At 70.6% G+C, this 23,672-nt stretch carries 23 protein-coding genes; 1 reads left to right on the top strand and 22 read right to left on the bottom strand.

Translation table 11 applies throughout. The annotated features are described in order from the left end of the window. Positions 1-48: 48 nt before the first annotated feature. The 13 genes from metK to pyrR all read right to left on the bottom strand — a co-directional run bounded on the left by metK (position 49) and on the right by pyrR (position 14,147). Complete coding sequence (gene metK, locus OG607_RS39305) at positions 49-1,257, bottom strand: methionine adenosyltransferase (protein ID WP_405734153.1); 1,209 nt, start codon at positions 1,255-1,257, stop codon at positions 49-51. A gap of 150 nt (positions 1,258-1,407) precedes the next feature. Beyond that, complete coding sequence (gene coaBC / locus OG607_RS39300; protein ID WP_405734151.1) at positions 1,408-2,610, bottom strand: bifunctional phosphopantothenoylcysteine decarboxylase/phosphopantothenate--cysteine ligase CoaBC; 1,203 nt, start codon at positions 2,608-2,610, stop codon at positions 1,408-1,410. Between the two features lie 67 nt (positions 2,611-2,677). Next, positions 2,678-2,950: a DNA-directed RNA polymerase subunit omega gene (gene rpoZ / locus OG607_RS39295; RefSeq protein ID WP_006382157.1), complete on the bottom strand. Its 273-nt coding sequence runs from the start codon at positions 2,948-2,950 to the stop codon at positions 2,678-2,680. A gap of 29 nt (positions 2,951-2,979) precedes the next feature. Continuing rightward, positions 2,980-3,537 carry a guanylate kinase gene (gene gmk / locus OG607_RS39290; RefSeq protein ID WP_405734149.1) on the bottom strand — a complete coding sequence of 186 codons (558 nt, stop codon included), beginning with the start codon at positions 3,535-3,537 and terminating at the stop codon, positions 2,980-2,982. Positions 3,538-3,587: 50 nt separating this feature from the next. Beyond that, positions 3,588-3,911, bottom strand: a complete 324-nt coding sequence (locus OG607_RS39285; protein ID WP_405734147.1) for an integration host factor — start codon at positions 3,909-3,911, stop codon at positions 3,588-3,590. A gap of 214 nt (positions 3,912-4,125) precedes the next feature. Next, positions 4,126-4,968, bottom strand: a complete 843-nt coding sequence (pyrF, locus tag OG607_RS39280) for an orotidine-5'-phosphate decarboxylase (protein WP_405734145.1) — start codon at positions 4,966-4,968, stop codon at positions 4,126-4,128. After that, complete coding sequence (locus OG607_RS39275; RefSeq protein WP_405734143.1) at positions 4,965-6,044, bottom strand: quinone-dependent dihydroorotate dehydrogenase; 1,080 nt, start codon at positions 6,042-6,044, stop codon at positions 4,965-4,967. Before OG607_RS39275 ends, pyrF begins: the two co-directional genes overlap by 4 nt. Before the next feature lie 210 nt (positions 6,045-6,254). Continuing rightward, on the bottom strand, positions 6,255-9,566 hold the full coding sequence (carB, locus tag OG607_RS39270) for a carbamoyl-phosphate synthase large subunit (protein WP_405734141.1): 3,312 nt from the start codon (positions 9,564-9,566) through the stop codon (positions 6,255-6,257). Beyond that, positions 9,559-10,692, bottom strand: coding sequence for a glutamine-hydrolyzing carbamoyl-phosphate synthase small subunit (gene carA / locus OG607_RS39265; protein ID WP_405734139.1), 1,134 nt, complete (start codon positions 10,690-10,692; stop codon positions 9,559-9,561). The genes carB and carA overlap by 8 nt, the downstream gene beginning before the upstream one ends. After that, positions 10,689-11,252: a hypothetical protein gene (locus OG607_RS39260; RefSeq protein WP_405734137.1), complete on the bottom strand. Its 564-nt coding sequence runs from the start codon at positions 11,250-11,252 to the stop codon at positions 10,689-10,691. The genes carA and OG607_RS39260 overlap by 4 nt, the downstream gene beginning before the upstream one ends. Further along, on the bottom strand, positions 11,249-12,541 hold the full coding sequence (locus OG607_RS39255; RefSeq protein WP_405734135.1) for a dihydroorotase: 1,293 nt from the start codon (positions 12,539-12,541) through the stop codon (positions 11,249-11,251). The genes OG607_RS39260 and OG607_RS39255 overlap by 4 nt, the downstream gene beginning before the upstream one ends. Then, on the bottom strand, positions 12,538-13,506 hold the full coding sequence (locus OG607_RS39250) for an aspartate carbamoyltransferase catalytic subunit (protein WP_405734133.1): 969 nt from the start codon (positions 13,504-13,506) through the stop codon (positions 12,538-12,540). The genes OG607_RS39255 and OG607_RS39250 overlap by 4 nt, the downstream gene beginning before the upstream one ends. 74 nt (positions 13,507-13,580) lie before the next feature. Continuing rightward, positions 13,581-14,147, bottom strand: coding sequence for a bifunctional pyr operon transcriptional regulator/uracil phosphoribosyltransferase PyrR (gene pyrR, locus OG607_RS39245; protein WP_405734131.1), 567 nt, complete (start codon positions 14,145-14,147; stop codon positions 13,581-13,583). A 240-nt stretch (positions 14,148-14,387) separates the two neighbouring features. Between pyrR and OG607_RS39240 the strand changes: the two genes are divergently transcribed. Then, positions 14,388-14,888, top strand: a complete 501-nt coding sequence (locus OG607_RS39240; protein WP_329320298.1) for a transcriptional regulator — start codon at positions 14,388-14,390, stop codon at positions 14,886-14,888. Between the two features lie 142 nt (positions 14,889-15,030). On the opposite strand, the gene nusB is transcribed toward OG607_RS39240, so the two are convergent. The 9 genes from nusB to mltG form a co-directional block, all read right to left on the bottom strand. Beyond that, a complete protein-coding gene (gene nusB, locus OG607_RS39235) occupies positions 15,031-15,459 on the bottom strand; it encodes a transcription antitermination factor NusB (protein ID WP_405734128.1) in 429 nt (142 codons plus the stop codon). Positions 15,460-15,461: 2 nt separating this feature from the next. Further along, complete coding sequence (gene efp / locus OG607_RS39230; RefSeq protein ID WP_405734126.1) at positions 15,462-16,028, bottom strand: elongation factor P; 567 nt, start codon at positions 16,026-16,028, stop codon at positions 15,462-15,464. 51 nt (positions 16,029-16,079) lie between these two features. Continuing rightward, positions 16,080-17,189 carry an aminopeptidase P family protein gene (locus OG607_RS39225; RefSeq protein ID WP_405734124.1) on the bottom strand — a complete coding sequence of 370 codons (1,110 nt, stop codon included), beginning with the start codon at positions 17,187-17,189 and terminating at the stop codon, positions 16,080-16,082. A gap of 68 nt (positions 17,190-17,257) precedes the next feature. Then, positions 17,258-17,923: an AAA family ATPase gene (locus tag OG607_RS39220; protein ID WP_405734119.1), complete on the bottom strand. Its 666-nt coding sequence runs from the start codon at positions 17,921-17,923 to the stop codon at positions 17,258-17,260. 154 nt (positions 17,924-18,077) lie between these two features. Next, a complete protein-coding gene (gene aroB / locus OG607_RS39215; protein ID WP_405734117.1) occupies positions 18,078-19,160 on the bottom strand; it encodes a 3-dehydroquinate synthase in 1,083 nt (360 codons plus the stop codon). Continuing rightward, a complete protein-coding gene (locus tag OG607_RS39210) occupies positions 19,157-19,672 on the bottom strand; it encodes a shikimate kinase (RefSeq protein WP_405734115.1) in 516 nt (171 codons plus the stop codon). Before OG607_RS39210 ends, aroB begins: the two co-directional genes overlap by 4 nt. Next, positions 19,669-20,853, bottom strand: a complete 1,185-nt coding sequence (gene aroC / locus OG607_RS39205; protein WP_405734113.1) for a chorismate synthase — start codon at positions 20,851-20,853, stop codon at positions 19,669-19,671. The genes OG607_RS39210 and aroC overlap by 4 nt, the downstream gene beginning before the upstream one ends. Positions 20,854-20,979: 126 nt before the next feature. After that, positions 20,980-21,819: a shikimate dehydrogenase gene (locus tag OG607_RS39200; RefSeq protein ID WP_405734111.1), complete on the bottom strand. Its 840-nt coding sequence runs from the start codon at positions 21,817-21,819 to the stop codon at positions 20,980-20,982. Positions 21,820-21,884: 65 nt separating this feature from the next. Then, positions 21,885-23,615 carry an endolytic transglycosylase MltG gene (gene mltG, locus OG607_RS39195; protein WP_405734109.1) on the bottom strand — a complete coding sequence of 577 codons (1,731 nt, stop codon included), beginning with the start codon at positions 23,613-23,615 and terminating at the stop codon, positions 21,885-21,887. Between the last annotated feature and the right edge of the window lie 57 nt (positions 23,616-23,672).

The following is a 23,672-nucleotide window of genomic DNA, read 5'->3' as shown; positions in this document are numbered from 1 at the left end:
CCCGGACCGCCAGTGCGGTCCGGGGCCGTGAACGGCAACAGCCGGGCGTTACAGGCCGGCGGCCTTGCGCAGTGCCTCCACGCGGTCGGTGCGCTCCCAGGTGAAGTCGGGCAGCTCGCGGCCGAAGTGGCCGTAGGCGGCGGTCTGGGAGTAGATCGGGCGCAGCAGGTCCAGGTCGCGGATGATGGCGGCCGGGCGGAGGTCGAAGACCGTGGAGATGGCCTGCTCGATCTTCTCGGTGTCGACGGTGGCGGTGCCGAAGGTCTCGACGAAGAGGCCGACGGGCTCGGCCTTGCCGATGGCGTAGGCCACCTGGACCTCGCAGCGGGAGGCGAGGCCGGCCGCGACGACGTTCTTGGCGACCCAGCGCATGGCGTAGGCGGCGGAGCGGTCGACCTTGGACGGGTCCTTGCCGGAGAAGGCGCCGCCGCCGTGGCGGGCCATGCCGCCGTAGGTGTCGATGATGATCTTGCGGCCGGTGAGGCCGGCGTCGCCCATGGGGCCGCCGATCTCGAAGCGGCCGGTGGGGTTCACCAGCAGGCGGTAGCCGTCGATGTCGAGCTTGATGCCCTGGTCGACGAGGGCCTTGAGCTCGGGCTCGACGACGAACTCGCGGATGTCGGGGGCGAGCAGCGACTCGAGGTCGATGTCGGAGGCGTGCTGCGAGGAGACCACGACGGTGTCGAGACGCACGGCCTTGTCGCCGTTGTACTCGATGGTGACCTGGGTCTTGCCGTCGGGGCGCAGGTACGGGATGGTGCCGTTCTTGCGGACCTCGGTGAGCCGCTTGGACAGCCGGTGCGCGAGCGTGATCGGCAGCGGCATGAGCTCGGGGGTCTCGTCGGTGGCGTAGCCGAACATCAGGCCCTGGTCGCCGGCGCCCTGCTTGTCCAGCTCGTCCTCGTCGCCCTCGACGCGGTTCTCGTACGCGCTGTCGACACCCTGCGCGATGTCCGGGGACTGGGCGCCGATGGACACCGAGACGCCACAGGAGGCGCCGTCGAAGCCCTTCTTCGAGGAGTCGTAGCCGATCTCGAGGATCGTGTTGCGCACCAGGCTCGCGATGTCGGCGTAGCCCTTGGTCGTGACCTCTCCGGCGACATGCACCAGGCCGGTGGTGATCAACGTCTCGACGGCCACCCGGGAGGTGGGGTCCTCCTTGAGAAGCGCGTCGAGGATCGCGTCGCTGATCTGGTCAGCGATCTTGTCTGGGTGTCCCTCGGTGACGGACTCCGAGGTGAACAGGCGGCGGGACACATCGCTCCCTGGGGTTGCAGCGGCTGCTGGCTGATCTTTGGGCGGTTCGCACGGGGCTGCGCCTGGCGTTCCGCGGGCCAGTTTACTGTGAGGCTCGTTCGCTTGACACGGCATCTCACACCTTGGCGATGCCGTGACCTGCGACACTTATCAGCTAAAACGGTCCACTACAAGGTCAAACACGACTTCGGCCAGATCTTCCTTCGGACCGTACGGGACCGCGGTCTCGGTTCCGTCGGCCCCCAGGACCACGGCTTCGTTCTCCTCGGAGCCGAAGGCCTTGTGATCTCCCACCTCGTTGACGACCAGCAGGTCACAACCCTTACGGGCGAGTTTCGCGTGCCCGTTGGCCAGCACATCGTCGGTCTCCGCGGCAAAGCCGACGACAATCTGTCCGGCACTGGGCCGGTCGTGGGACAGCTCGGCCAGCACATCGGGATTGCGTACGAGCTCCAACGGTGGCGGCTCCTCGCCGTCCTTCTTCTTGATCTTGCCGGTCATGTACCGGGCGGGGCGGAAGTCGGCGACCGCGGCCGCCATCACCACCGCGTCGGCCTCGGCGGCGGCCTTCAGGACCGCCTCCCGGAGCTGTACGGCGGTGCCGACCCGCACCACATCGGCCCCGGCGGGGTCCGGCAGGGCGGTGTTGGCGGCGACCAGGGTGACCCTGGCCCCCCGGGCGACGGCGACGCGGGCCAGCGCGTAGCCCTGCTTGCCGGAGGAGCGGTTGCCGAGGTAGCGGACGGGGTCCAGGGGCTCCCGGGTGCCACCGGCGCTGATGACGACATGCCGGCCGGCCAGGTCCGGGGCGGCCGCGCCCCGGGCCAGCACGCGGCGGCACGCCTCGAAGATGTCGGCGGGGTCGGGGAGCCGCCCCTTGCCGGTGTCGACGCCGGTGAGCCGGCCCACGGCGGGCTCGATGACGATGGCGCCGCGCCCGCGCAGGGTGGCGACGTTCTCCCGGGTGGCCGGGTGCTCCCACATCTCGGTGTGCATGGCCGGGGCGAACACCACCGGACATCGCGCCGTGAGCAGGGTGTTCGTCAGCAGGTCGTCGGCCAGGCCGTGGGCGGCCTTGGCCATGATGTCGGCGGTCGCGGGCGCGACCACCACCAGGTCGGCGTGCTGGCCGATCCGCACATGCGGGACCTCCTCGACGCTGTCCCACACCCGGGTGCTCACAGGGTGACCGGACAGGGCCGACCAGGTCGCCTCACCGACGAAGTGCAGCGCCGACTCGGTGGGCACCACCCGTACGTCGTGCCCGGACTCGGTGAACCGCCGCAGCAGCTCGCACGCCTTGTAAGCGGCGATGCCGCCGCTGACCCCCAGAACGACCTGTGGCTTCTTCATGGGTCTATGACACACCACGGGCCCGGCCGTTTGGCGGCCGGGCCCGTGGTGACACACGTCATCAGGACTACTGCGCGGGGCCCTCGACGGCCTCGGAGGTCAGCAGACCGGCGTTGATCTCGCGCAGGGCGATCGACAGCGGCTTCTCGTGGACGTGGGTGTCCACCAGCGGGCCGACGTACTCCAGCAGGCCCTCACCGAGCTGCGAGTAGTACGCGTTGATCTGACGCGCACGCTTGGCCGCGTAGATCACGAGGCTGTACTTCGAGTCCGTGGCCTCGAGCAGCTCGTCGATCGGCGGGTTGATGATGCCCTCGGGCGTGGAGATGGAAGAGGACACGCTCTACCTTCCGATAAAAGGGAAAAAGATCAGACAACCTGCATCAAGGCTAGCAGCTCACGCGCTACATCCTCGACGGAGGTGTTGACAAGGGTCACATCGAACTCGGACTCGGCGGCCAGTTCGACCTTCGCGGCCGCCAGCCGGCGCTCGATCACCTCGGGGGACTCGGTGCCCCGGCCGGTGAGCCGGCGTACGAGCTCCTCCCAGCTGGGCGGCGCCAGGAAGACCAGCTGGGCCTCGGACATGGCCTTGCGGACCAGGCGGGCGCCCTGCAGGTCGATCTCCAGGAGGACCGGCACACCGGCGTCGAGCTTTTCGAGCACGGCGCCACGCGGGGTGCCGTAGCGGTTGCCCGCGAACTCCGCCCACTCCAGCAGTTCCCCGTTGGCGACGAGCTTGTCGAACTCGTCGTCGTCCACGAAGTAGTACTGGACCCCGTGCTTCTCACCGGGGCGCGGCTTGCGGGTGGTCGCCGACACCGAGAGCCAGACCTCGGGGTGGACTGTGCGCATATGGGCGACGACCGTGCTCTTGCCGACCCCCGAGGGGCCGGAGAGCACGGTCAGCCGCGGACGTTCCATCATGGAGCGATTATCCCCGGTCCCGGAGTGTTCCGTGACCGCTGGGGACTGTGTCAGGCAGCGGGACTGCCGAACTCACGCTCCAGGGAGGCAATCTGGTTGGAGCCGAGCCCACGGACCCGGCGGCTCTCGGAGATGCCGAGCCGCTCCATGATCTGCTTGGCACGGACCTTGCCCACGCCGGGCAGGGACTCCAGGAGGGCGGAGACCTTCATCTTGCCGATGACATCGTTCTCCTGCCCGGTCTTGATGACATCGTGCAGCGAAGCGCCGGAGTGCTTGAGTCGATTCTTGACCTCGGCGCGCTCCCGGCGAGCCGCGGCGGCCTTTTCGAGCGCGGCAGCGCGCTGTTCAGGGGTAAGGGGCGGAAGAGCCACGCCTACGTCACCTCGGATATAGAACTGTCGGATACGGACCGGTGTGGAACCTAGTCGCCCCCCACCTGCAGGGGCAACGTGAAACGCGCACGTTGCGCGCTACTCGTCGGAGACTAGCGGCCGGAACGCCTACAGTCAGCGCAAACAAGAAGAAAAGTCCTGGTCAGCCTCGCCCGACCAGGACTTTTGGGACAAATCACCGCACTATTGCGGCCTACTTGACGATTTTGGCGAGATCTGCTGCCTCCCGGGCGGCGGATTCCCGCAGTGCCGCGACCGACGGTCCGTGCCGCAGAACACCCCGGCTGAAGCTCGGCACGACATTGCGCACGGCGGCCCCGAAGATCCTCGGCAGATCCGCCGCGGTCGCGCCCTGCGCCCCCATTCCGGGCGCCAGCAGCGGGCCGTTGATCCCCAGATCCACCCCCGCCTCGGCCAGGGTCGCCCCTACCACCGCGCCGACCGAACCGAGCGGCTGATCCGGTCCCTGCGGTCCGTTCTCCACCGCGATGTGGTCCAGCATCACCTGTGCGAGTGACCTGCCGTCCGGCGCGGTGGACCGCTGTACCTCCGCGCCCTCCGGATTGGAGGTCAGCGCGAGCACGAACACCCCCGCCCCGCTGATCCGCGCCGCGTCCAGCGCCGGGCGCAGCGACCCGAAGCCCAGATACGGGCTCACCGTCACCGCGTCCGAGAACAGCGGCGAGTCCTTGTCCAGGTACGTCGCCGCATAGGCTGCCATGGTCGAGCCGATATCGCCGCGCTTGGCGTCCATCAGCACCAGTGCCCCGGCCTCCCGGGCCTGGGCCACCGCCCGCTCCAGTACGGCGATCCCGCGCGAGCCGAACCGCTCGAAGAACGCGCTCTGCGGCTTCAGCACCGCCACCCGGTCGGCCAGCGCCTCCACCACGGTGTACGTGAAGGTCTCCAGACCCGCCACGTCGTCGTTCAGCCCCCACGCGGTCAGCAGCGAAGCGTGCGGGTCGATTCCCACGCACAGCGGCCCGCGCGTGTCCATGGCGCGGCGCAGGCGCACACCGAAGGGTTCCAGGCTCATACGGCTTCCTTTCCAACGGCTTCCCGGAGGGTGGCGTACGGGCTCTGCGCCAGGAGCTCCGCGAGCTCCCGGTGGATACGCCGGCACCAGAACGGGCCCTCGTACACGAACGCGCTGTAGCCCTGCACCAGCGTGGCACCCGCGAGGATGCGCTGCCAGACGTCCTGGCCCGTCTCCACGCCGCCGACGCCGACCAGCGTGATCCGGTCCCCCACGCGGGCGTACAGGCGGGCGAGCACTTCGAGCGACCGGGCTTTCAGCGGCGCACCGGACAGCCCTCCGGTCTCCTTGACGACGGACGGATCCGAGGTCAGGCCGAGGCCCTCCCGCGCGATCGTGGTGTTCGTGGCGATGATCCCGTCCAGGCCCAGCTCCACGGCCAGGTCCGCCACCGCGTCCACGTCCTCGTCCGCGAGGTCCGGCGCGATCTTGACGAGCAGCGGCACGGCACCCGCGGCGGCCCGGACGGCGGTCAGCAGCGGGCGCAGGTGGTCCACGGCCTGCAGATTGCGCAGCCCGGGCGTGTTCGGGGAGGAAACATTGACCACCAGGTAGTCGGCGTACGGCGCCAGCCGCTCGGCGGACGTGACGTAGTCGGCGGCCGCCTCAGCCTCCGGAGTGACCTTGGTCTTGCCGATGTTGACGCCGACGGTCGTCCTGAACACCGGATTACGGGCCGCGAGGCGAGCGGCCACCGCCGCCGAGCCCTCGTTGTTGAAGCCCATCCGGTTGATCAACGCCCGGTCGGCGACGAGCCGGAAGAGCCGCTGCCTGGGGTTGCCGGGCTGGGGCTGGGCCGTGACCGTGCCGATCTCGACGTGGTCGAAGCCCAGCATGGCGAGGCCGTCGATCCCGACGGCGCTCTTGTCGAAGCCGGCGGCCAGTCCGAACGGGCCGTGCATGCGCAGGCCGAAGGCCTCGGTGCGCAGCGCGGGGTCGCGCGGCGCGAGGACGGCGGCGGCGAGCGTGCGCAGGACGGGGATGCGGGCGGCGACGCGGATCCAGCCGAAGGCGAGATGGTGGGCGCGTTCGGGGTCGAGCCGGCGGAAGAGGAGTTTGAAGAGGAGGGGGTACATGCGGTGGTTCTACCTGTCCGTGGTCGACCTCTGAACGCCCTTCGGGCGTGTCCTCAATCGCCGGACGGGCTGAATTCAGCCCGTCCGGCGATTGAGGACCGGGGCCTGGGGTGGGGGTACCTCCCAGGCGAAGCTCTGGGGGAGAGCCCCAGCGGGTCCGGGCGGAGCCCGGTTTCGGGAAGGGGCGGGGTGGGGGAGGAAACCCCGGCCTCAGCCCTCGCGGGCTTCGGTCAGCCGCTGCGCGTGCTCCTGCAACGACCGGACCCCGACATCGCCCCGATTGAGCGCGTCGATGCCCTGCACGGCCGCCGCCAGCGCCTGCACCGTCGTCAGGCACGGAACACCCCGCGCGACCGCCGCAGTGCGGATCTCGTAGCCGTCCAGCCGCCCGCCCGTCCCGAAGGGCGTGTTGACGATGAGGTCGACGTCGCCGTTGTGGACGAGCTGGACGATGGTCGGCTCGCCCTGCGGCCCGGTGCCCTCGCTGAGCTTGCGGACGACCGTGGCGTGGATGCCGTTGCGCCGAAGGACTTCGGCCGTCCCGGAGGTGGCGAGGAGCTCGAAGCCGTGCTCGACGAGAGCCCGCGCCGGGAAGATCAGCGCGCGCTTGTCGCGGTTGGCGACGGAGATGAAGGCGCGTCCCTTGGTGGGCAGGGCCCCGTAGGCCGCGGCCTGGGACTTGGCGTAGGCGGTGCCGAAGACGGAGTCGATGCCCATGACCTCGCCGGTGGAGCGCATCTCCGGGCCGAGGATGGTGTCGACGCCGCGGCCCTGGACGTCCCGGAAGCGGGACCAGGGGAGCACGGCCTCCTTGACGGAGATCGGCGCGTCGAGCGGCAGCGTTCCGCCGTCGCCGGTGGCCGGGAGGAGTCCCTCGGCGCGCAGTTCGGCGATCGTGGCGCCCAGCGAGATGCGGGCGGCGGCCTTGGCGAGCGGAACCGCCGTCGCCTTCGACGTGAAGGGGACCGTGCGCGAGGCGCGCGGATTGGCCTCCAGCACGTACAGGATGTCCCCGGCCAGGGCGAACTGGATGTTGATCAGGCCCTGGACGCCTACGCCTGCGGCGATGGCCTCGGTGGAGGCGCGCAGCCGCTTGATGTCGTGGCCGCCCAGCGTGATCGGGGGCAGGGCGCAGGCGGAGTCGCCGGAGTGGATGCCGGCTTCCTCGATGTGCTCCATGACGCCGCCCAGGTAGAGCTCGTGGCCGTCGTACAGGGCGTCGACGTCGATCTCGATGGCGTCGTCGAGGAAGCGGTCGACCAGGACCGGGCGGTCGGGGCTGATCTCGGTGGACTCGGCGATGTACGAGGAGAGCCGGGACTCTTCGTAGACGATCTCCATGCCGCGCCCGCCGAGGACATAGCTCGGCCGCACCAGCACCGGGTAGCCGATCTCGTCGGCGATGGCCTTGGCCTCGTCGAAGGTGGTGGCGGTGCCGTGCTTGGGGGCCGGCAGGCCGGCCTTGGCGAGGACGCGGCCGAAGGCGCCGCGGTCCTCGGCGAGGTGGATGGCCTCGGGCGAGGTGCCGACGACGGGGACGCCGTTGTCCTTGAGGGCCTGGGCCAGGCCCAGCGGGGTCTGGCCGCCGAGCTGGACGATGACGCCCGCCACCGGCCCGGCGAGGGTCTCGGCGTGGACGATCTCCAGGACGTCCTCCAGGGTGAGCGGCTCGAAGTAGAGCCGGTCGGAGGTGTCGTAGTCGGTGGAGACGGTCTCGGGGTTGCAGTTGACCATCACGGTCTCGTAGCCCGCGTCGCTGAGCGCGAAGGAGGCGTGGACGCACGAGTAGTCGAACTCGATGCCCTGGCCGATGCGGTTGGGGCCCGAGCCGAGGATGATCACGGCGGGCTTGTCGCGCGGGGCGACCTCGCTCTCCTCGTCGTACGAGGAGTAGAAGTACGGCGTGTTGGCGGCGAACTCGGCGGCGCAGGTGTCGACCGTCTTGTAGACCGGGCGGACGCCGAGCGCGTGCCGGACCTCGCGGACGACGTCCTCGCGCAGGCCCCGGATGCCGCCGATCTGGGCGTCGGAGAAGCCGTGGCGCTTGGCGTCGGCCAGCAGCTCGGGGACGAGGCGGTCGGCGGCGGCCAGCTCGTCGGCGGTCTCCTTGATGAGGAAGAGCTGGTCGACGAACCAGGGGTCGATCTTGGTCGCCTCGAAGACCTCCTCCGGGGTGGCCCCGGCGCGGATGGCCTGCATGACGGTGTTGATCCGGCCGTCGGTGGGGACCTGGGCCGTGGTGAGCAGCTCGGCCTTGTCGCCGGGGTCGCCGGTGAAGGCGAACTGGCTGCCCTTCTTCTCCAGCGAGCGCAGCGCCTTCTGCAGAGCCTCGGTGAAGTTGCGGCCGATCGCCATCGCCTCGCCGACCGACTTCATGGTGGTGGTCAGCGTCGCGTCGGCGGCCGGGAACTTCTCGAAGGCGAAGCGCGGGACCTTCACCACGACGTAGTCCAGCGTCGGCTCGAAGGAGGCCGGGGTCTTCTCGGTGATGTCGTTGGGGATCTCGTCGAGGGTGTATCCGACGGCGAGGCGGGCGGCGATCTTGGCGATCGGGAAGCCGGTGGCCTTCGACGCCAGCGCGGAGGACCGCGAGACGCGGGGGTTCATCTCGATGACGATGACGCGGCCGTCGTCCGGGTTGATCGCGAACTGGATGTTGCAGCCACCGGTGTCGACGCCGACCTCGCGGATGATCGCGATGCCGATGTCGCGCAGCCGCTGGTACTCGCGGTCGGTCAGCGTCATCGCGGGCGCGACCGTGATCGAGTCGCCGGTGTGCACGCCCATCGGGTCGAAGTTCTCGATGGAGCACACGACCACGACGTTGTCGGCCTTGTCGCGCATCAGCTCCAGCTCGTACTCCTTCCAGCCGAGGATGGACTCCTCGAGGAGCACCTCGGTGGTCGGCGAGAGCGTCAGTCCCTGGCCCGCGATGCGGCGCAGCTCGTCCTCGTTGTGGGCGAAGCCGGATCCGGCGCCGCCCATGGTGAAGGAGGGGCGTACGACGACCGGGTAGCCGCCGAGCGTCTCCACGCCCCCGATGACGTCGTCCATGGAGTGGCAGATCACCGAGCGGGCGGATTCGCCGTGCCCGATCTTGGCGTTGACGGCCTCGACGACGCCCTTGAAGAGGTCGCGGTCCTCGCCCTTGTTGATCGCCTCGACGTTGGCACCGATCAGCTCGACGCCGTACTTCTCCAGCACTCCCTGCTCGTGCATGGAGATCGCGGTGTTGAGCGCGGTCTGTCCGCCCAGGGTGGGCAGGAGTGCGTCGGGGCGCTCCTTGGCGATGATCTTCTCGACGTACTCCGGGGTGATCGGCTCGACGTAGGTGGCGTCGGCGATCTCCGGGTCGGTCATGATCGTGGCGGGGTTGGAGTTGACCAGGATGACCCGCAGGCCCTCGGACTTCAGGACGCGACAGGCCTGCGTGCCGGAGTAGTCGAACTCGGCGGCCTGGCCGATGACGATCGGGCCGGAGCCGATGACCAGGACGGACTGGATATCGGTGCGCTTAGGCACGCTGGCCCTCCATGAGAGTCACGAAGCGGTCGAACAGGTAGGCCGCGTCATGCGGGCCCGCCGCCGCCTCGGGGTGGTACTGGACGCTGAAGGCCGGCTGGTCGAGCAGCTGGAGGCCTTCCACCACGTTGTCGTTGAGGCAGACGTGGGAGACCTCGGCGCGGCCGTAGGGGGTGTCGGAGACCGCGTCGAGCGGCGCGTCCACGGCGAAGCCGTGGTTGTGCGCGGTGACCTCGACCTTGCCGGTGGTGCGGTCCTGAACGGGCTGGTTGATGCCCCGGTGGCCGTACTTCAGCTTGTACGTGCCGAAGCCGAGCGCCCGGCCGAGCAGCTGGTTGCCGAAGCAGATCCCGAACAGCGGGGTCTTCCGCTCCAGGACACCCTGGACGGTGGTGAGGTCGGCGGTGGCCGGGTCGCCGGGGCCGTTGGACAGGAAGACGCCGTCCGGCTGAACCGCGTAGACGTCGTCCACGGTGGCGGTGGCGGGCAGGACGTGCACCTCTATGCCGCGCTCGGCCATGCGGTGCGGGGTCATGCCCTTGATGCCGAGGTCGATGGCGGCGACGGTGAAGCGCTTCTCGCCGATGGCCGGGACGACATACGTCTCGGTCGTGGCGACCTCCGCCGAGAGGTTCGCGCCCTTCATCTGCGGGGACTGCCGTACGCGCTCCAGCAGGCTCGCCTCGTCGGCCACTGCCTCGCCGGAGAAGATGCCCACGCGCATGGCGCCCCGCTCGCGCAGGTGGCGGGTCAGGGCACGGGTGTCGATGCCGCTGATGCCGACGACGCCCTGCTTGACGAGCTCCTCGTCCAGCGTGCGCACCGAGCGCCAGTTGGACGGCACGCGCGCGGGGTCGCGCACGACGTACCCGGCGACCCAGATGCGGGACGACTCCGGGTCCTCGTCGTTGACGCCGGTGTTGCCGACGTGCGGGGCCGTCATGACGACCACCTGGCGGTGGTAGGACGGGTCGGTCAGGGTCTCCTGGTAGCCGGTCATGCCGGTGGAGAACACCGCCTCGCCGAAGGTCTCCCCCACGGCCCCGTAAGCGCGGCCGCGGAAGCTGCGGCCGTCCTCCAGGACGAGTACGGCGGGGGTCCTGGCCCCCTTGGTGGAGGTCGTCATCGTGCGGCGCCTTCCGTCGAGATGTTCAGGGTGTTGATGGCTTCGACCCAGTCGGTGTGCTCGGCCGACCGGTCGGAGCGGAAGCCGGAGTCGATCAGCGCGTCGCCGTGGGCCCAGGTGACGACCAGCAGGCCGCCCTCGGTGAGGACCTTGCCGGCGATGCCCTTGTCGAGCCGGGCCTCGCGCAGCTGGTCGGCGGGGATGAAGAAGTCGGTGGCCCCGGGGCGTACGACGTCCAGGCCTGCGTCGGTGAGCGTGAGCTCGACGCGGCTGCGGGTGCCCAGGCCGTGGGCGACGATGCGGTCCAGCCACTGCCCGGCCGTGGTGGAGCCGTGGTAGCGGCCGCTGAGCGTCAGCTTCGGCTCACCGGGCGCCTCCGGCGCCTGGGGCAGCTCGGGCAGGCCGCTCTGGAGGGTGCCGCGCCACTTCCAGCCCTGGCGCATCAGCCAGTACAGGAGCGTGACGAAGAGCAGCAGGCCGACGATCCAGCCGATGCGGTCGGACCAGTCGGTGACCTGCGCCGACTCCTTCGCCTCAGCGATGAAAACCAGAGGTGTCACGTGAGCTTCCCGTCCATGACCGTCGCCTTGCCCCGCAGGAACGTGGCGATCACCTGGCCCGGCAGCTCGATGCCCTCGTACGGGGTGTTGCGGCTGCGGGAGGCGAAGCCCGCGGGATTCACCACCCCACGGTATGCCGGATCGACCAGGGTGAGGTTGGCGGGCTCACCAGCCGAGACGGGCCGGCCGTGCCCGGCGAGGCGGCCGATGGCGGCCGGGCGCCACGACATGCGGTCGGCGACGCCCGCCCAGTCCAGCAGACCGGTTTCGACCATCGTGTGCTGGACCACCGACAGCGCGGTCTCCAGGCCCACCATGCCCATGGCGGCCGCGGCCCACTCGCAGTCCTTGTCCTCGTGCGGGTGCGGGGCGTGGTCGGTGGCGACGCAGTCGATGGTGCCGTCGGCCAGCGCCTCGCGCAGGGCCATCACGTCGGCCTCGGTGCGCAGCGGCGGGTTGACCTTGTAGACCGGGTCGTACGAGCGCACCAGCTCGTCGGTGAGCAGCAGGTGGTGCGGGGTGACCTCGGCGGTCACGTCCCAGCCCTTGGACTTGGCCCAGCGGACGATCTCGACCGACCCGGCCGTCGACAGGTGGCAGATGTGCACGCGCGAGCCGACGTGCGCGGCGAGCAGGACGTCGCGGGCGATGATCGACTCCTCCGCCACCGCCGGCCAGCCGCGCAGCCCCAGCTCCCCGGAGACCGTGCCCTCGTTCATCTGCGCGCCCTCGGTCAGCCGCGGCTCCTGCGCATGCTGCGCGACAACCCCGTCGAAGGCCTTCACGTACTCCAGCGCCCTGCGCATGATCACGGCGTCGTCCACGCACTTGCCGTCGTCCGAGAAGACCCGCACCCCTGCGGCCGAGTCGGCCATCGCGCCCAGCTCGGCGAGCTGCTTGCCCTCCAGGCCCACGGTGACGGCGCCGACCGGCTGCACGTCGCAGTAGCCGGACTCCCTGCCGAGCCGCCAGACCTGCTCGACGACTCCGGCGGTGTCGGCGACCGGGAAGGTGTTCGCCATGGCGTGCACGGCCGTGTAGCCGCCGACGGCCGCCGCGCGCGTGCCGGTCAGGACCGTCTCGGAGTCCTCGCGGCCCGGCTCGCGCAGGTGGGTGTGGAGGTCGACCAGGCCCGGCAGCAGGATCCTGCCGGCGGCCTCGACGACCTGGGCGTCTCCGGCCTCCAGGCCAGCGCCGACGGCGGCGATGGTCTCGCCGTCGATCAGGACGTCCTGCGGCTCGCCACCGAGGATCTTCGCGCCCCGGATAAGGATCTTGGTGGTGCTCACTTGCTCTCCTCGGTGCGGGAAGTGGTGATGGCCGGCTCGCTGCCGCCCAGCAGCAGGTACAGGACCGCCATGCGCGTGCTGACGCCGTTGGCGACCTGCTCGACGGCTGTGCAGCGCGGGGAGTCGGCGACCTCGGCGGTGATCTCCATGCCGCGGTTCATCGGGCCGGGGTGCATGACGATGGCGTGCTCGGGCAGAGCCGCCATGCGCGTGCCGTCCAGGCCGTAGCGGCGGGCGTACTCGCGCTCGGTGGGGAAGAAGGCGGCGTTCATGCGCTCGCGCTGGACGCGGAGCATCATCACGGCGTCGGACTTGGCCAGCACGCTGTCCAGGTCGTACGAGATCTCGCAGGGCCAGGTCTCGACGCCGATGGGCAGCAGCGTGGGCGGGGCCACGAGGGTGACCTCGGCGCCCAGGGTGTTGAGGAGCAGGACGTTGGAGCGGGCCACCCGGCCGTGCAGGATGTCGCCGACGATCGTGATCCGGCGGCCGGCCAGGTCGCGGCCCGGGCCGGACAGGTGGCGGCGCATCGTGAAGGCGTCGAGCAGTGCCTGGGTGGGGTGCTCGTGGGTGCCGTCGCCCGCGTTGACCACCGAGCTGTTGATCCAGCCGGAGTTGGCGAGGCGGTGCGGGGCGCCGGAGGAGTGGTGGCGGATGACGACGGCGTCGGCGCCCATCGCCTCCAGGGTCAGGGCGGTGTCCTTGAGGGACTCCCCCTTGGCGACCGAGGATCCCTTGGCGGAGAAGTTGATGACGTCGGCGGACAGCCGCTTGGCGGCGGCCTCGAACGAGATGCGGGTGCGGGTCGAGTCCTCGAAGAAGAGGTTGACGACGGTCCGGCCGCGCAGGGTCGGCAGTTTCTTGATCGGCCGGCCGGCGACGCGGGCCATTTCCTCGGCGGTGTCGAGGACCAGGATGGCGTCGTCGCGGGTGAGGTCCGCAGCCGAGATGAGGTGGCGCTTCATCGGGTCAGCTCCCAGAAGAAGTTTTCGGGCGAGGGCACGCGGAATCCCGGGCGCAGCCCGGGGCATGACGGGCGCTACTGGTCGCGGGAGCCCAGCAGGACGGTGTCGCGGCCGTCCTCTTCGGTCAGCTGAACCTTCACCGTCTCGCGCAACGAGGTGGGGATGTTCTTGCCGACGTAGTCGGCCCGGATCGGCAGTTCGCGGTGACCGCGGTCGACCAGGACCGCGAGCTGCACCGCACGCGGGCGGCCGATGTCGCCCAGCGCGTCGAGCGCAGCCCGGATCGTGCGGCCCGAGAAGAGCACGTCGTCCACGAGGACGACCAGCCGGCCGTCCACCCCGTCGCCCGGGATGTCGGTGTGGGCGAGCGCGCGAACCGGGCCGAGCCGCAGGTCGTCGCGGTACATGGTGATGTCCAGGGAGCCGACCGGAACCTTGCGTCCGGTGATCTCGGCGAGCTTGTCGGCGAGCCGGCGGGCGAGGAAGACGCCACGCGTCGGAATGCCCAGGAGCACCACGTCGTCGGCGCCCTTGGCGCGTTCGACGATCTCGTGGGCGATGCGGGTCAGGACCCGCGCGATGTCCGGTGCCTCCAGGACGGGGCGTGCCGGTGTCGGTGATGCTGCGGTGCTGTCGGCCATCAGAAATGGACCTCCTTCCCCGCCTCACAGGACGGGCGTTAAAGGACGCCGGAATTACGCTGTCACCGTAGCAGGTGGCGGGCATCTTCCCGCAGCAGCGGCTCACAGGGTACGCGAACCGCCGTAACGGGGTCATATCGAACGCCCCAGGAGTACCGGTGTGGCCCATTCGGCTTGACGGATTCCAATTACGCTGCGTAACATCACACTGAGTTACCGAGTTTTCGTCCGGGGAGCCTTATGTCCAGCGATTACGCCAAACAGCTCGGAGCCAAGCTCCGCGCCATCCGCACACAGCAGGGACTCTCCCTCCATGGCGTCGAGGAGAAGTCCCAGGGCCGCTGGAAGGCTGTGGTGGTCGGCTCGTACGAGCGCGGCGACCGCGCCGTGACCGTACAGCGCCTTGCCGAGCTCGCCGACTTCTACGGCGTTCCGGTGCAGGAGCTCCTGCCCGGCTCCGCGCCGGGTGGCGCGGCCGAGCCGCCGCCGAAGCTCGTTCTCGACCTTGAGCGGCTCTCCCAGGTGCCGTCCGACAAGGCCGGCCCGCTGCAGCGCTACGCCGCCACCATCCAGAGCCAGCGCGGCGACTACAACGGCAAGGTGCTCTCGATCCGCCAGGACGACCTGCGCACCCTCGCTGTGATCTACGACCAGTCGCCGTCCGTCCTGACGGACCAGCTCATCAGCTGGGGTGTCCTGGACGCGGACGCGCGGCGCGCGGTCCAGCACGACGAGGGCTGACGCCCTCAGCAGAAACGTTCGCCCTGGTGAGCGGTGTCCTGACGGGCGCCGCGCACCGGGGCGTTTCTGTTCGGAAACGGCACGATGCCCGTGCCCGGAACGCGGCTGCGTTCCGGGCACGGGCATCGTGCCGACGTTGCGGCTACTCGCGCCGCAGGCTCGGCTTGAGGTCCTTCAGACGGGCCAGGAGGCCGTTGACGAAGGCCGGGGACTCGTCGGTGGAGAACTCCTTGGCGAGCTGGACGGCCTCGTCGAGGGCGACGGCGTCGGGGACGTCGTCCTCCCAGATGAGCTCGTACGCGCCGAGGCGCAGGACGTTGCGGTCGACGACCGGCATGCGGTCGAGCGTCCAGCCGATGGAGTACGTGGAGAGCAGTTCGTCGATGCGGGCCGCGTGCGCGGAGTACCCCTCGACGAGCTGCATCGTGTACTCGGAGACCGGCGGCTGCCGGTCATCGGTCCGGGCGAGCCGTATCCAGTCCGCCATGGCGGTCTTGGGGCCGACACCCCGCTGTTCCGCCTCGAAGAGGATCTGGAAGGCACGCTTACGGGCCTTGTTCCGGGCGGCCACGGTTAGTTGTTCACCCGGCCGAGGTAGTCACCCGTGCGGGTGTCGACCTTGACCTTTTCACCCGTGGTGATGAACAGCGGGACACCGATCTCGTAGCCGGTCTCCAGGCGCGCGGGCTTGGAGCCGCCGGTGGAACGGTCGCCCTGGACGCCGGGCTCGGTGTACTCGATGACGAGCTCTACGGCGGCCGGCAGCTCGATGTACAGGGGCGCGCCCTCGTACATCGCGACGACGGCCTCGAAGCCCTCAAGGAGGTAGTTGGCGGCGTCGCCGACCACCTCGGGGGTGATGTAGACCTGGTCGTAGGTGTCCATGTCCATGAACACGAAGTCGGTGCCGTCCTTGTAGGAGAACTGCATGCCGCGCTTGTCGACGTTGGCCGTCTCGACCTTCACGCCGGCGTTGAAGGTCTTGTCGACGACCTTGCCGGAAAGCACGTGCTTCAGCTTCGTACGGACGAAGGCGGGGCCCTTGCCGGGCTTGACGTGCTGGAACTCGACTACGGACCAGAGCTGGCCCCCGTCGAGCTTGAGCACGAGGCCGTTCTTGAGGTCGTTCGTGGATGCCACGGTTGCGGAACTCCTGGACTGCTGCTTCGGAGACCAAAGCGCACACGCCCTTTAGAGGGCGAGAAGCTCCTTGGTCGTGATGGTGAGTAGCTCTGGCCCGCCGTCCGCCGTAGGACGTACGACGAGTGTGTCGTCGATGCGGACACCGCCTCGGCCCGGGATGTGGACCCCCGGTTCGACGGTGACCGGCACGCAAGCGTCCAGTTTACCCATGGCCGAGGGCGACAGCCGAGGGTCCTCGCCGATCTCCAGGCCCACGCCGTGTCCGCTGCTCTCCCCCAGGGCGTCGCCGTACCCCGCGGAGGCCAGCGGCTGGCGGGCGGCACGGTCGACATCACGGCAGGCCACACCGGGCGCGAGCGCCTCCCGGCCGGCCCGCTGGGCGGCGAAGACCAGCTCGTACAGCTCGATCTGCCAGTCGGCGGGAGTCGTCCCGATGACGAAAGTACGGCCCACCTCACAGCGGTATCCGCGGTAGCACGCGCCCAGGCAGACGGTGAGGAAGTCGCCCTCCTCGACCCGCCGGTCCGTGGGTACGTGGTGCGCGGCGCCGGAGTGGGGCCCGGTGCCGACGTAGGTGGGGAAGGCGGGGCCGTCCGCGCCGTGGTCGACCAGGCGGCGCTCCAGTTCCAGGGCGAGATGGCGCTCGGTGCGGCCGACCAGGATCGATTCGAGCAGCTCGCCCAGGGCCTGGTCGGCGATCTCGGCGGCGATGCGAAGGGAGGAGATCTCCTGCTCGTCCTTGACCAGCCGCAACTGCTCCACGGCCCCGCCCAGGTCGCTCAGCCGCACCCCCGGCACGACCGACGCGATGGCCCGGTGCCGGGTCACGGTCAGATGGTGCTCCTCCACCGCCAGCGCCACCGCCTTGCGCTCCCGGGCCAGGCCCGCGGCGGCCACCACCGGGTCGCCGTCCGGCACGGGCAGCACCACGGCCCGTACGTCATCCGGGATCTGGCCCTCGGCGGCATCCCCGGAGGGCCGGCGGCTGTGCACCAGCACATCCTGCGCCCCCGGGCCGAGCAGCAGCACCGCCCCGGCCGGCGCGCATCCGGTCAGATACCGGACATTGGCCGGGCGCGACACCAGCGCCGCCTCGGCCCCGGCTGCCGTAGCGCGGTCGCGGAGCCGTTCCCTGCGGGCAGCGTGCACCTCGGACATGTGGCGAGCGTACGTCGGGGCCGGACGTACGGCCTGTCGAGCGGGCCGACCGCGCTACTGCGGGCCCCCTACCAGGCCGGGGGAGCCTGGCCCTGGACGCTGCGGGCCACGACCTGGTCCAGGGCGGCGGCCGAGGTGGCGACGTCGAGGTTGGAGTTGTCGATGATCGGCAGCCCCGAGCCGTACCAGCCGGCCATCCGGCCGTGGATCCGGGCGACCTCCTCGTCCGACAGCCTGCGGTTCCCCGAGCGCTGCGCGTTGCGCGCCAGCACGATGTCCAGGCCCGGGAGCAGGACGACGGGCAGCAGCCCCGGGCCCACATGCCGCTTCCAGCCGCCCAGGCCCACGGCGGGGCGGTCCGGGAAGACGGCGTCGTCGATGATGCAGGAGATGCCGTTCGCCAGGAAATTGCGGGCCGCGAAGCCGCACGTGCGGCGCGCCAGGCGGTACTGCGCCTCGGAATGCTCGTTCCACCCCGATTGCGGGTCCGCGAAGCCCGAGCGCACCCACTCGCGTACGTCGTCGAGGCTGATGTGCGCCGTCGGCACCCCGCGGTTGTCCGCCCAGTGGCGCGCGATCGTCGTCTTGCCCGCTCCCGCCGCGCCGATCAGCAGCACGGCTATCGGTGGCTGCGGCGGCGATGGCATCTGCGGCATCGGGAACTGTCCGGTGGCGGCGAACGCCTGCGGCGGGCCCGGCGGTTGCGGCGGCCCGCCGTGCACAGCATGCTGCATGTCGGCCCACTCCGTCTCGTGCGGTCTGCTTGCGCGACCGGCCCAAAGCGAGCCGTTCGAAACCGAACGCTACCGTCCCGGGCCGTACTTGTGTGAACGCCCGGGCTATGACGGACGTGCCCGGTACCCTCCGGGCCGGCGGGGTGGCGGCTGCCTACTTGGCGACTTCCGCGTACGCCGCGACGAGCACCGCCGGGTCGGGGCCCTCCAGGACCGTCGGCTTGGCCAGGCCGTCGAGCACGATGAAGCGGAGCCGGTCGCCGCGCGACTTCTTGTCGACCTTCATGTTCTCCAGGAGCTTGGGCCACTGGTCGTAGCGGTAGCTCAGGGGCAGGCCGACGGATTCCAGGACCGCGCGGTGCCGGTCGGCCGTGGCGTCGTCCAGACGGCCCGCGAGGCGGCCGAGCTCGGCCGCGAAGACCATGCCGACGGAAACGGCAGCCCCGTGGCGCCAGTTGTAGCGCTCGTTCTTCTCGATGGCGTGGGCGAGGGTGTGGCCGTAGTTGAGGATCTCGCGGAGGCCGGACTCCTTGAGGTCGGACGAGACGACCTCGGCCTTGACGCGGATGGAGCGCTCGATGAGCTCGGCGGTGTGGGGGCCGTCGGGGGTGCGGGCGGCGACGGGGTCGGACTCGACGAGGTCGAGGATCGCGGGGTCGGAGATGAAGCCGGCCTTGATGATCTCGGCGAGGCCGCTGATGTAGTCGTTGGCGGGGAGGGACTCGAGGGCGGCGAGGTCGCACAGGACGCCGGCCGGGGGATGGAAGGCGCCGACGAGGTTCTTGCCCTCGGCGGTGTTGATCCCGGTCTTGCCGCCGACCGCCGCGTCGACCATGGCGAGCACGGTGGTGGGGACGGCGATCCAGCGCACCCCGCGCAGCCAGGTGGCGGCGACGAAGCCGGCCACGTCGGTCGTGGCGCCGCCGCCGACACCGACGACGACGTCGGTGCGGGTGAAGTTGGACTGGCCGAGGGCCTTCCAGCAGTAGGCGGCGACCTCGACGGTCTTGGCCTCCTCGGCGTTGGGCAGCTGGATGGCGATCGCCTCGTAGCCCTGCGCGGCGAGATCCTCGCGCAGCGCCTCGCCGGTCGCCGCGAGGGCCTCGGGGTGGAGGACGGCGACCCGCTTGGCGTCGGTGCCGATGAGCCCGGGGAGCTCGCCGAGAAGTTGGCGGCCGACCAGTACCTCGTACGGCGCGGTGCCCGCGCTGCCACCGACCTGGATGCGCGTGATCATGCGGTCTTGAGCTCCAGTTCGGTGAGGACGAGTTCGGCGACTTCTTCGGCGGTGCGGCCTTCGGTGCTGACGACCGCGCGGGCGACCTCGGTGTAGAGGGGGCGCCGGGCCTCCATGAGCTCCCGCCACTTCTGCCGGGGGTTGACCGCCAGCAGCGGGCGGGCCGTGTCCAGGCCGACCCGCTTGACGGCCTCGGCGACGCCCATGTCGAGGAAGACCACGGGCAGGCCGATGAGCAGCTTGCGCGTGTCGTCGTTGAGGATCGTGCCGCCGCCGAGCGCCAGGACGCCGTCGTGCTCGGTCAGGGCGGCGCGTACCGCCTCGGCCTCCAGGGCGCGGAAGTGGGCCTCGCCGTCCTCGACGAAGATGTCGGCGATGGATCGGCCCTGGGCCGCGACGATGTCGGCGTCGGTGTCCCGGCAGGTCGTGCCCAGCTCGTCGGCGATCAGCTCGCCGACGGTGGTCTTGCCGACGCCCATGGGGCCGACGAGGACGGCTACGGGGCCGGTCATCGGACCACCAGGTTGTCGAGGTAGCCCTGGACGTTGCGGCGGGTCTCGGGGACGCTGTCGCCGCCGAACTTCTCGGCCACGGCGTCGGCCAGGACCAGCGCGACCATCGCCTCGGCGACGATGCCTGCGGCGGGGACCGCGCAGACGTCGGAGCGCTGGTGGTGGGCCTGGGCCACCTCGCCGGTGGTGACGTCGATGGTGGCCAGCGCGCGCGGCACGGTGGCGATCGGCTTCATCGCGGCCCGTACGCGCAGCAGCTCGCCGGTGGTGAGGCCGCCCTCGGTGCCGCCGGAGCGGCCGGTGACGCGGCGGATGCCGTCGGCGGTCGGGACGATCTCGTCGTGGGCCTTGGAGCCGGGCACGCGGGCGAGGTCGAAGCCGTCGCCGACCTCGACGCCCTTGATGGCCTGGATGCCCATGAGGGCGGCGGCGAGCCGCGCGTCCAGGCGGCGGTCCCAGTGCACATGCGAGCCCAGGCCGACCGGGACGCCGTAGGCGAGGACCTCGACGACGCCGCCGAGGGTGTCGCCGTCCTTGTGGGCCTGGTCGATCTCGGCGACCATCCGCTTCGACGCGTCCGCGTCGAGGCAGCGCACCGGGTCGGCGTCGAGCTTCTCGACATCGGCGGGGACCGGGTAGACGCCGTACGGGGCCTTGGCGGCGGCCAGCTCCACGACATGGGAGACGATCTCGATGCCGGTGGTCTCCTTGAGGTAGGAGCGGGCCACGGCGCCCAGGGCCACACGGGCGGCGGTCTCGCGGGCGCTGGCGCGCTCCAGAATCGGCCGGGCCTCGTCGAAGCCGTACTTCTGCATGCCGGCCAGATCGGCGTGGCCGGGGCGCGGCCGGGTGAGCGGGGCGTTGCGGGCCAGGCCGTCCAGGATGTCCTGGTCGACCGGGTCGGCCGACATGACCTGCTCCCACTTGGGCCACTCGGTGTTGCCGACCATGATCGCGACCGGGGAGCCGAGGGACAGGCCGTGCCGTACGCCGCCGAGGAAGGTGACCTCGTCGCGCTCGAACTTCATCCGGGCACCGCGGCCATAGCCGAGCCGCCGCCGCGCGAGGGCGTCCGCCACCAGGTCTGTGGTGATCGGCACGCCGGCGGGAAGTCCCTCCAGCGTCGCGACGAGTGCGGGGCCGTGCGACTCCCCCGCGGTCAGCCAGCGCAACCTGCTCAACGGTGCTCCTTAAACGTCCTGCGGCTCGGGGCCCGCCTCACGGGACGCACCCCACTTTTTGATCCTCCCACGATTCCGGGCAGCCCCTTGCCCCGTTCCACGGTGCGGACGCCCCTCCCCCGGGTGTCAGTGCCCGTGCAGCGCCGCCTCGCCGGCCGCGCGCATCGCGGCCAGCGGCGCGGGAGCGCGCCCGGTCATCTGCTCCACCTGGAGGACCGCCTGGTGCACCAGCAGATCGAGTCCGCCGACGACCGCGCCGCCGCGCGCCGACCAGGCGGTGGCCAGCGCGGTGGGCCACGGGTCGTAGAGCACGTCGAAGAGCGCGCCGGGCGCCTGCGGGACGGCGCCGGCCAGCACGTCGGCGGCTCCGGCCGGGGTCGTGGCGATCACCAGCGGCGCGTCGAAGGCGCGGGCGGCGTCCTCCCAGGCGGCGGTGCGCACGGTGACGCCGAGCCGCTCGCCCCACTGACTCATCTCAGCGGCGCGGTCCGGGCCGCGTACGTACGCGGTGACCTCGCCGGAGCAGATCTGGGCCAGGGCGGCGAGCGCGGAGGAGGCGGTGGCGCCGGCGCCGAGGACCGCGGCGGAGTCGACGCGCTCGACGCCGCGCTCGCGCAGGGCGGCGACCATGCCGGGGATGTCGGTGTTGTCGCCGAGGCGGCGGCCGTCCTCGGCGAAGACCAGCGTGTTGACGGCCTCGACGGAGGCCGCGGTGTCGCTGATCCCGTCGAGCAGCGGGATGACCGCGCGCTTGAGCGGCATGGTGAGCGAGAGCCCGGCCCAGCTGTCCGGCCCGGCCTCCAGCTCCTTGAGGAAGCCCGGCAGGGCCTCCTCGTCCACCTCGAAGCGGTCGTACGACCAGCCGGTCAGGCCCAGCTCCGCGTAGGCCGCGCGGTGCAGCACCGGGGACAGGGAGTGGCCGATGGGCGAGCCGAGGACGGCTGCTCTGCGGGCGCTGCTGGTCATACGGGTGGTACTCCTGCGCTTGGCTGTCGGTCGGCCTGCGGCTACGGCTACGGCTACGGCTACGGCTACTGGCACGATCCGGAGGACGTGTTCAGGGTCTGGTCATGGGCTTCGCAGTACACCTTGACGTTCTTGAGGTGGTCGGCGTAGCTCACGGCGAAGCGGGTGTCGCCGGGCTTGATCGTCACCCAGTACACCCAGTTGCCCTTGGTCGGGCTGAGGACGGCCTCTATGGCGTCGGCTCCCGGGTTGGAGATGGGGGCCGGGGGCAGTCCGGTGTTGGTGTAGGTGTTGAAGCCGTCGGCCTTGGACGCGAGGTCGGCGCTGCTGAGCTTGGTCCGGCCCAGGTGGTACTGGAGCGTCGAGTCGAGTTCGAGCTTGCCGTAGGTGGCGTTGGTGTTGAGGCGGTTGTAGAGGGCGCGGGCGGCCTTGCCCATGTCCGCCTTCTGGTCGACCTCGGCCTGCAGGATGCTCGCCTCGATGATCACGTCGTAGGGAGTGTCCAGGTTGACCTCCTTGCCGGCGGTGGCGAGATCGACCTTGGTGTACTCGGCCTGGGCGTTCTTCACCATCTGCTTGAGCAGGTCGAGGGGCTTCATCTTGCTGCTGATCGAGTAGCGCGCCGGGTAGAGGAAGCCCTCCGGGTTGCCCTTGGCGTACGAGGGCAGACCGAGGCTGCCCGCGCCGCTCTTGGCGGCCTTGGCGGTGCTGCCCGAGCTCAGCTTGAGCTTGGAGTCGATCAGCGCGTAGATCTTGGTGGCGGTGAGCCCCTCGGGGATGATCAGGACGTTCTGGGAGGACGGGTCGAGCATCATCGTGATCGCGGAGTCGGCGGACATCTCCCCGCGTAGCACGTAGATACCGGCCTGGATGGTGGTGCTCTTGGCGTTCTTGCCGGCCGCCGTCGTGAAGGCGTCGACGCTCTTGACCACGCCGGCCTTCTTCAGGATGTTGCCGATGCTGGTCAGCGACGAGCCCGTGGGGATCTCGACCTGGACCTCGCCCGAGCCCTTGCCGGAGTAGTCCGGGGCCGGGCCGAAGTGGCTCTCGTAGTACTGGTAGCCGTACCAGGCGGTGGCGGCGCCGCCACCGCCCAGCACCAGCAGGACGACCAGGCAGGCGCAGCCGCTCCGGCGCTTCTTGCCGCCCTTCTTCTTGCCCTTGCCGCCTCGCGCGCGACGGCCGTCGCGGGGGTCGTCGTCCTCGTCGTCATCGTCCCCGCCGGAGAAGAAGGCGTGGTCGTCGACGGCGGACTCAGGCTCGGGATCCCAGTCGGCGGGCGGCTCGGGGCTGGCCTGCAACGGCTGCTGCTGCGGCTCGGGGTGCTGCTGGGCCTGCTGAGGCTGCTGCTGGCCGTGCTGGGGCTGCTGCTGCTCCTGGTACTGCGGGCGCTGCGGCGGCGGGTAGCCGCCCTGGCCGTAGTAGTCGGGCTGCTGTGCGTGCTGGCCGGTGCCGTAGGGGTCGTTGGGGTCCGCGCCGTACGCGACCGGGGCGCCGTTCCAGGTGTCGTACTGCTGGTGCTCGTACGACTGCTGCGGGTGCTGCTGCTGCGGGTGCTGCTGCTGCGGGTGCTCGTACGACTGCTGCTGGTCGTACTGCTGCTGGTACTGGGGCTGGGGCTGCTGCTGGCCGGTGGCGTACGGGTCCCAGCCGCCGTCCTGGTGCTGTGGGTGCTGCTGCGCCTGCGCCTGCGCGTGCTGCTGCTGGTACTGCTGCTGATCGCCCCACTGATCACCGAAGAGCGGGTCATCGGGGTGCCACGGTTCGGAGCCGGGGCCCCGGCCATAGTCAGTCATCGATCCCCTTGGTTCGCGAGGCGGCGGCAGGCCGGCGCTTGTGGCGCGGCCGTTCGG

Origin of the sequence: Streptomyces sp. NBC_01537 (assembly GCF_045040445.1) — a bacterium.
GTDB lineage: Bacteria > Actinomycetota > Actinomycetes > Streptomycetales > Streptomycetaceae > Actinacidiphila.
This window is presented reverse-complemented; position numbering and strand designations above follow the sequence as displayed.